The organism is Streptomyces sp. NPDC104831 (assembly GCF_055583025.1).
Genome location: NZ_JBVJOT010000105.1, coordinates 9744 through 16007, shown reverse-complemented (window position 1 = coordinate 16007; position 6264 = coordinate 9744). Strand labels below are relative to the sequence as shown.

Annotated in this window: 5 protein-coding genes; 2 read left to right on the top strand and 3 right to left on the bottom strand. The window is 70.8% G+C overall.

Going from position 1 to position 6264, the window contains the following annotated elements:
- Positions 1-137 precede the first annotated feature (137 nt).
- The 3 genes from ACZ63H_RS37235 to ACZ63H_RS37225 all read right to left on the bottom strand — a co-directional run bounded on the left by ACZ63H_RS37235 (position 138) and on the right by ACZ63H_RS37225 (position 4250).
- Positions 138-1121 carry a carbohydrate kinase family protein gene (locus tag ACZ63H_RS37235; RefSeq protein ID WP_469872851.1) on the bottom strand — a complete coding sequence of 328 codons (984 nt, stop codon included), beginning with the start codon at positions 1119-1121 and terminating at the stop codon, positions 138-140.
- A 44-nt stretch (positions 1122-1165) separates the two neighbouring features.
- Positions 1166-2374, bottom strand: a complete 1209-nt coding sequence (metK, locus tag ACZ63H_RS37230) for a methionine adenosyltransferase (RefSeq protein ID WP_469872849.1) — start codon at positions 2372-2374, stop codon at positions 1166-1168.
- Between the two features lie 397 nt (positions 2375-2771).
- Positions 2772-4250: an MFS transporter gene (locus ACZ63H_RS37225; protein WP_469872847.1), complete on the bottom strand. Its 1479-nt coding sequence runs from the start codon at positions 4248-4250 to the stop codon at positions 2772-2774.
- A 362-nt stretch (positions 4251-4612) separates the two neighbouring features.
- Between ACZ63H_RS37225 and ACZ63H_RS37220 the strand changes: the two genes are divergently transcribed.
- Positions 4613-4984 (top strand): ArsR/SmtB family transcription factor, encoded by a 372-nt coding sequence (locus tag ACZ63H_RS37220; protein WP_469872845.1) that lies wholly within the window; start codon positions 4613-4615, stop codon positions 4982-4984.
- A 97-nt stretch (positions 4985-5081) separates the two neighbouring features.
- Positions 5082-6167: an LLM class flavin-dependent oxidoreductase gene (locus ACZ63H_RS37215; RefSeq protein WP_467938996.1), complete on the top strand. Its 1086-nt coding sequence runs from the start codon at positions 5082-5084 to the stop codon at positions 6165-6167.
- Positions 6168-6264 lie beyond the last annotated feature (97 nt).

Genomic DNA, 6264 nt, shown 5'->3' with positions numbered 1-6264 from the left:
GCAGCCCTCCAGGTTCTCGAAGTCCTCGAGGGTGGGCTCCTGGGCCTGGAGCATCGTGCCCATGGCTCCGTCGGCGACCACCACACGGGTGGCGAACGCTTCGCGGAGGGCGTCCGCACGCCGTGTCCCCGTGTCGCTCATGCCACGCCCGCCAGGAGGGGCTCCAGCTCGGCGGCGGCGGCCCGGCCGTAGGTCTGGTCGACGCGGGCGACGAGGTCCGCGGGTACGAGCTTGTACTCCTGGGTGCCGACGGATTCCAGGACGACGGTGGCGAGGGCGCAGCCGAGTTCGGCCGCGCGCCGGTGGGGCAGTTCCCAGGCGAGGCCGGCCAGGAAGCCGGCGCGGAACGCGTCCCCGACGCCGGTCGGGTCGGCGATGCGTTCGGTGGGCACGGCGGCCACGTCCACCCGCTCGGTGTGCCCGGACAGCAGGGTGACGCCGTCGGCGCCGCGGGTGATGACCCAGGTGCCGACCCGGTTCTGCACCTCGCGCTCGCTCCAGCCGGTGCGTTCCTGGAGCAGGGCCGCCTCGTACTCGTTGGTGAACAGCCAACGCGCCCCGTGCACCAGCCGTTTGGTCTCCTCGGTGTCGAGGCGGGCGAGCTGCTGGGAGGGGTCGGCGGCCACGTCGAGGTCGAGGTCGTGCGCCGTCCTGGTGTGGCGCAGCATCGCCTGCGGGTCGTCGGCGCCGACCAGGACGAGGTCGATTCCGCCGACGGACTGCCGTACGGCGCCGAGGTCGATGTGCCGCGCCTCGCTCATGGCGCCCGGGTAGAACGTGGCGATCTGGTTCTGGTCGGTGTCCGTGGTGCAGACGAAGCGAGCGGTGTGGTGTTCCCCGCTGATCCGCACGGCGGAGGTGTCCACGCCGGCCGCGCGCAGGCGCGCGTCGTAGTCGGCGAAGTCGATTCCCGCCGCGCCCACGAGTACGGGGCCGAGCCCGAGCCGGCCGAGGCCGAAGGCGATGTTGGCGGCGACGCCCCCGGTGCGTATCTCCAGTGCGTCGGCGAGGAAGGAGAGGGAGACGTGGGCGAGTTGGTCCGGGATGAGCTGGTCGGCGAAGCGGCCCGGGAAGGTCATCAGGTGGTCGGTGGCGATGGACCCCGTGACTGCGATACGCATCGGTTGCTCCTATGGGTTCGGAGTTCTCGGCCTGCGGCGGCTCCTCAGGCGCTCGCGATGTCCTTCAGCCGCTGTGCGCGGTCGGTGCGCTCCCAGGTGAAGTCGGGCAGTTCGCGGCCGAAGTGGCCGTAGGCGGCCGTCTGGGCGTAGATCGGGCGCAGCAGGTCGAGGTCCCGGATGATCGCGGCCGGGCGCAGGTCGAAGACCTCGGTGATCGCCTTCTCGATCTTCTCCTGGGGCACCGTGCCGGTGCCGAAGGTCTCCACGAACAGGCCGACCGGCGCCGCCTTGCCGATGGCGTAGGCGACCTGGACCTCGCAGCGTTCCGCCAGGCCGGCGGCGACGACGTTCTTGGCGACCCAGCGCATGGCGTAGGCGGCGGAGCGGTCGACCTTGGAGGGGTCCTTGCCGGAGAAGGCGCCGCCGCCGTGGCGGGCGTAGCCGCCGTACGTGTCGATGATGATCTTGCGGCCGGTCAGCCCCGCGTCGCCCATGGGGCCGCCGACCTCGAACCGGCCGGTCGGGTTCACCAGCAGCCGGTAGCCGTCCGTCTCCAGCTTGATGCCGTCCTCGGCGAGCTGCTCGAGCGCGTGCTCCACGACGTGCTCGCGGATGTCCGGGGTGAGCAGGGTCTCCAGGTCGATGTCGGCGGCGTGCTGCGTGGAGACGACGACGGTGTCGAGGCGGACCGGCTTGGAGCCCTGGTACTCGATGGTCACCTGGGTCTTGCCGTCGGGACGCAGGTAGGGCACGGTTCCGCTCTTGCGGACGTCCGTCAGCCGGCGGGCGAGCCGGTGGGCCAGCTCGATGGGCAGCGGCATCAGGTTGGGCGTCTCGTTGGTGGCGTAGCCGAACATGATGCCCTGGTCGCCGGCGCCCTGGCGGTCGAGTTCGTCGTCGTCGCCCTCGACCCGTGCTTCGTAGGCGGTGTCGACGCCCTGGGCGATGTCGGGCGACTGGGCGCCGATGGACACGGAGACACCGCAGGAGGCGCCGTCGAAGCCCTTGGCCGAGGAGTCGTAGCCGATGTCGAGGATCTTCTGCCGTACCAGCTGGGCGATGGGCGCGTAGGCCCCCGTCGTCACCTCCCCGGCGACGTGCACCTGACCGGTCGTGATCAGGGTCTCGACGGCGACCCGGGAGGTGGGGTCCTCGCTCAGCAGCGCGTCCAGGATCGTGTCGCTGATCTGGTCGGCGATCTTGTCCGGGTGGCCCTCGGTCACCGATTCCGATGTGAACAGACGACGGGACATGACTCTCCAAAGGGAAGAGGAGGTTTCAGGGGTGCCACGACGCCCATGACAGTACGCAAAACTTCGTACGGCGAGAACGCGCGGGCCGCAGCCCGGGGAGACTTTGGGAAGTCCGCGCCTGCCTGCCGGTGACGGCACGCGCCTGGGGACGGACGTGAGCGCGGACGCACACGGGCAGCGGCCCGGCGCGGGCCGGCTGCGGCGGGTCCGATGCCCGCCGCGGGCCGGTGCGCCGGGCCGCTGCCCGGTTGCGGAGAGGGAGCCGTGGCCCGGCTCCGGTGGGAGCCGTGGCCCGGCTGCGAGCGCGGGTCCGCGCCCTGCTCTCGAGTGAAACCGGACGGCGGGCGGGGAGCCGTGCGGGGGATTTCCGGCCCCCCGGGTGCCCGCCGTCCGGGGTTCAGCGGGCCGCGAGGGCCTCTTCCTCGTCGCCGCCGGGCGCGGGCACGGCGGGGGCCGCCGGCTGCCGCTTCAGGGCGAACGTGACGAGCAGACCGACGACCATGCCCGCCGCGGTGAGCATCACGACCAGGAACTCGCCGTCCGCCTGGGCCGACTTCAGCGCCTGGCCCGCCTTGCCGTCGGTGCCGATCTCGGCGATGACGGTGAAGATCGCCAGGCCGATGGCGTTGCCGATGTTGAGGGCGGTCGAGGCGATGCCGTTCGCCACGCCCTGCTCCTGGGGGGCGGTGCCGGTGGCGGCGGCGATCCACATCGCGGTCCAGACGATGCCCTGGCCGACGCCGGAGACGATCAGGCCGGGCACCAGCATGCCGTAGCTCGCGTCGGCGTCGAAGCCGAAGGCGAGCGCGGCCGTGCCGACGATGCCGACGACGAAGCCGATGACCAGCGTGGTGCGGGTGCCGATCTTGCTGGCGAACCGCTCGCCGAGCTGGGTGCCCGTGGCGATCGCGAGCGAGGGGATCAGGAAGCCGAGGCCGGTCTGCAGGGCGCTGTAGCCGTGCACGCTCTGCATCAGGACGGTGAGGAAGTACGGCAGCACACCGAAGGTCGCCATGTAGAGGAAGGTGACCAGCATGCCCACGGTGAGGTTGCGGTTCTTGAACAGCCGGAACGGCATCAGCGGGTCGGAGCTGCGCGACTCGACCACGGCGAACAGCGCGAGGAGCACGATGGCGAGGACGAACGCGCCGACCACCAGGCCGTCTCCCCAGCCCCGCTCGGGCCCCTCGACCAGCGCGAACACCAGCAGCGTGGAGCCGCCGGTGACGGTGAGGGAGCCCGGGAAGTCGAACTTGCGGCGCTCGGTGCGGGCCGGGTCGCGCGGGATGACGAACAGGGCGCACAGGGCGACCAGGCCGCCGAAGGGGACGTTGACGAAGAAGACCGACGGCCAGCCGAAGTTCTCCGTCAGCACACCGCCGAGCAGCGCGCCGATGGTCAGACCGCTGGCGCCGGCGCCGCCCCAGACCGCGAGGGCACGGTTCCGCTTGGGGCCCTCCTCGAAGAGGGTGTTGATCAGCGAGAGCGTGGACGGCAGCAGCAGGGCACCGGCGATGCCCTGGACGGCGCGGGCCACGACGATGACCTCGGGGCTGGGCGCCAGGCCGCCGGCCAGCGACGACACCGCGTACATCGACAGCGCGAGGACGAACATCCGGCGCCGGCCGAGCAGGTCCGCCGCGCGCCCGCCGAAGAGCAGGAAGCCGCCCGCGAAGACGACGTAGGCGCTGACCACCAGCTGCTGGGTCTGGCCGGGGAAGCCCAGTTCCTGGCCGATCTCCGGCAGCGCGACGAACACGATGTTCAGGTCGAGGCCGTAGAGGAGCTGCGCGAGGGCGAGCAGCGTCAGGATCCAGCCCAAGTGGCGTGGGGCGCCGCCCGAGCTTCCTTGGTTCAGCGCTGATGTAGAGGACATGACAGAAGTGCCCCTTCTGGATCTGGTGGTGTGGTTCTCGGAGCTTCGGAACGTGCGCTCTCTCGCGGCTTGTGAAGCCCGGGCGGCGCGCCCGGCAACCCGGGCGGCGCCGCATCGTTACGACTGTTCGTATTCTTACGTACGCTGCTTCGTTCGGCAACCTTAGTACAGTCGAACCATCGCGACGCCGCCGACCGCCCAGGTCGTACGCGGGCGCGCCGAGAGGAGATCCATGCAGGCGATCAGCTCCCCGGGGGAGCCGAGGGGGGCGTCGGGCCGGTCGCCCGGTGTCCGGGAAAGACGCGAACGAACCGTAAGCGCCCAGGTGATGGAAAGTTTGAATGTCGCGGTACTGTGGGAATATGAGCCGCCATCCAGACCGCGACCAGATTCGGATCGAAAGCGTGCTGTCCGCGCTGGGCAGCCCTGTACGCCTCGCCGTCGTCCGTGTGCTCGACGCGGGCGGGGAGCACAACTGCGGCAGCGTCCTGGGTCTCCTGGGGATCACCGCGAAGTCCACGATGACGCATCACTGGCGTGTCCTGCGCGAGAGCGGTGTCATCTGGCAGCACCCCTCGGGCCGGGAGAACCTGTTGTCCCTGCGCCGCGACGACCTCGACGCGCGCTACCCGGGCCTGCTGGACGCCATCCTGGCGGGAGCCGACGACGACGAGGCGCTGGAGAAGGCCGCGCGTCTGCTGTCCGTCGCCGGCCGGGGCCGATCCGACACCTGACCTGCGCATCCGGGACCGGCACGGCCCACGCCTCCCCCACAGCGGGTGCGCAGCACTGCGACCTGTCGTCACTGCCACACCTGTGAGGAGCTGCACCATGCAATTCGGCATCTACAGCGTCGGAGACGTCACTCCCGATCCGACCACGGGCCGTGTCCCGACCGAGCACGAGCGGATCAAGTCGATGGTCCGCATCGCGCTGAAGGCGGAGGAGGTGGGTCTCGACGTCTTCGCCACCGGCGAGCACCACAACCCGCCCCATGTGCCCTCGTCCCCGACGACGCTGCTCGGCTACATCGCCGCGCGCACCGAGCGGATCATCCTGTCCACCGCGGTCACGCTGATCACCACGAACGACCCGGTGAAGATCGCCGAGGACTACGCGTTCTTACAGCACCTGGCCGACGGACGCGTGGACCTGGTGCTCGGCCGGGGCAACACCGCTCCGGTCTACCCGTGGTTCGGCAAGGACATCCGGCTGGGCATCCCTCTCGCGCTGGAGAACTACGCGCTGCTGCACCGGCTGTGGCGTGAGGAGGAGGTGAACTGGCACGGCAAGTTCCGCACGCCGCTGAGCCACTTCACGGCCACCCCCCGCCCGCTGGACGGGGTGCCCCCGTTCGTCTGGCACGGCTCGATCCGCAGCCCGGAGATCGCCGTGCAGGCCGGCCACTACGGCGACGGGTTCTTCGCCAGCAACATCCTGTGGCCCAAGGAGCACTTCCAGGACCTCATCGCGCTCTACCGGCACCACTACGCGGAGAGCGGGCACGGCCGGCCCGAGCAGGCCGTCGTCGGCCTCGGCGGGCAGGCCTTCATGCGCAAGAACTCGCAGGACGCCGTCCGGGAGTTCCGGCCGTACTTCGACAACGCGCCGGTGTACGGGCACGGCCCGTCCCTGGAGGACTTCATGGAGATCACCCCGCTGTCCGTGGGCAGTCCGCAGCAGGTGATCGAGAAGACCCTGCGGTTCCGTGAGTACTTCGGCGACTACCAGCGGCAGATGTTCAACATGGACCACGCCGGGCTGCCGTTGAAGACGGTGCTGGAGCAACTGGACATGCTCGGCGAGGTGGTTCAGGTGCTGCGCAAGGAGTTCGCGAACCAGCGTCCCGCCGGGGTCGCCGAGCCGCCGGTGCACCCGGCCGTCGCGGCCCGGCGGCAGGAGCCCGCGGCCGGTTAGCCCGTCCTCCGTCGTCGTCGCGGGGGGGGGGGGGGGGGGGGGGGCGGGGGGGGGGGTGATCACACAAGTGAGTGAGATAAGGCGGGAGAGGGGTGCG

Coding starts and splice junctions, on each gene's coding strand:
- metK (WP_469872849.1), bottom strand. CDS start 2,374: ATGTCCCGTCGTCTGTTCACATCGGAATCGGTGACCGAGGGCCACCCG.
- ACZ63H_RS37225 (WP_469872847.1), bottom strand. CDS start 4,250: ATGTCCTCTACATCAGCGCTGAACCAAGGAAGCTCGGGCGGCGCCCCA.
- ACZ63H_RS37220 (WP_469872845.1), top strand. CDS start 4,613: ATGAGCCGCCATCCAGACCGCGACCAGATTCGGATCGAAAGCGTGCTG.
- ACZ63H_RS37215 (WP_467938996.1), top strand. CDS start 5,082: ATGCAATTCGGCATCTACAGCGTCGGAGACGTCACTCCCGATCCGACC.
- ACZ63H_RS37235 (WP_469872851.1), bottom strand. CDS start 1,121: ATGCGTATCGCAGTCACGGGGTCCATCGCCACCGACCACCTGATGACC.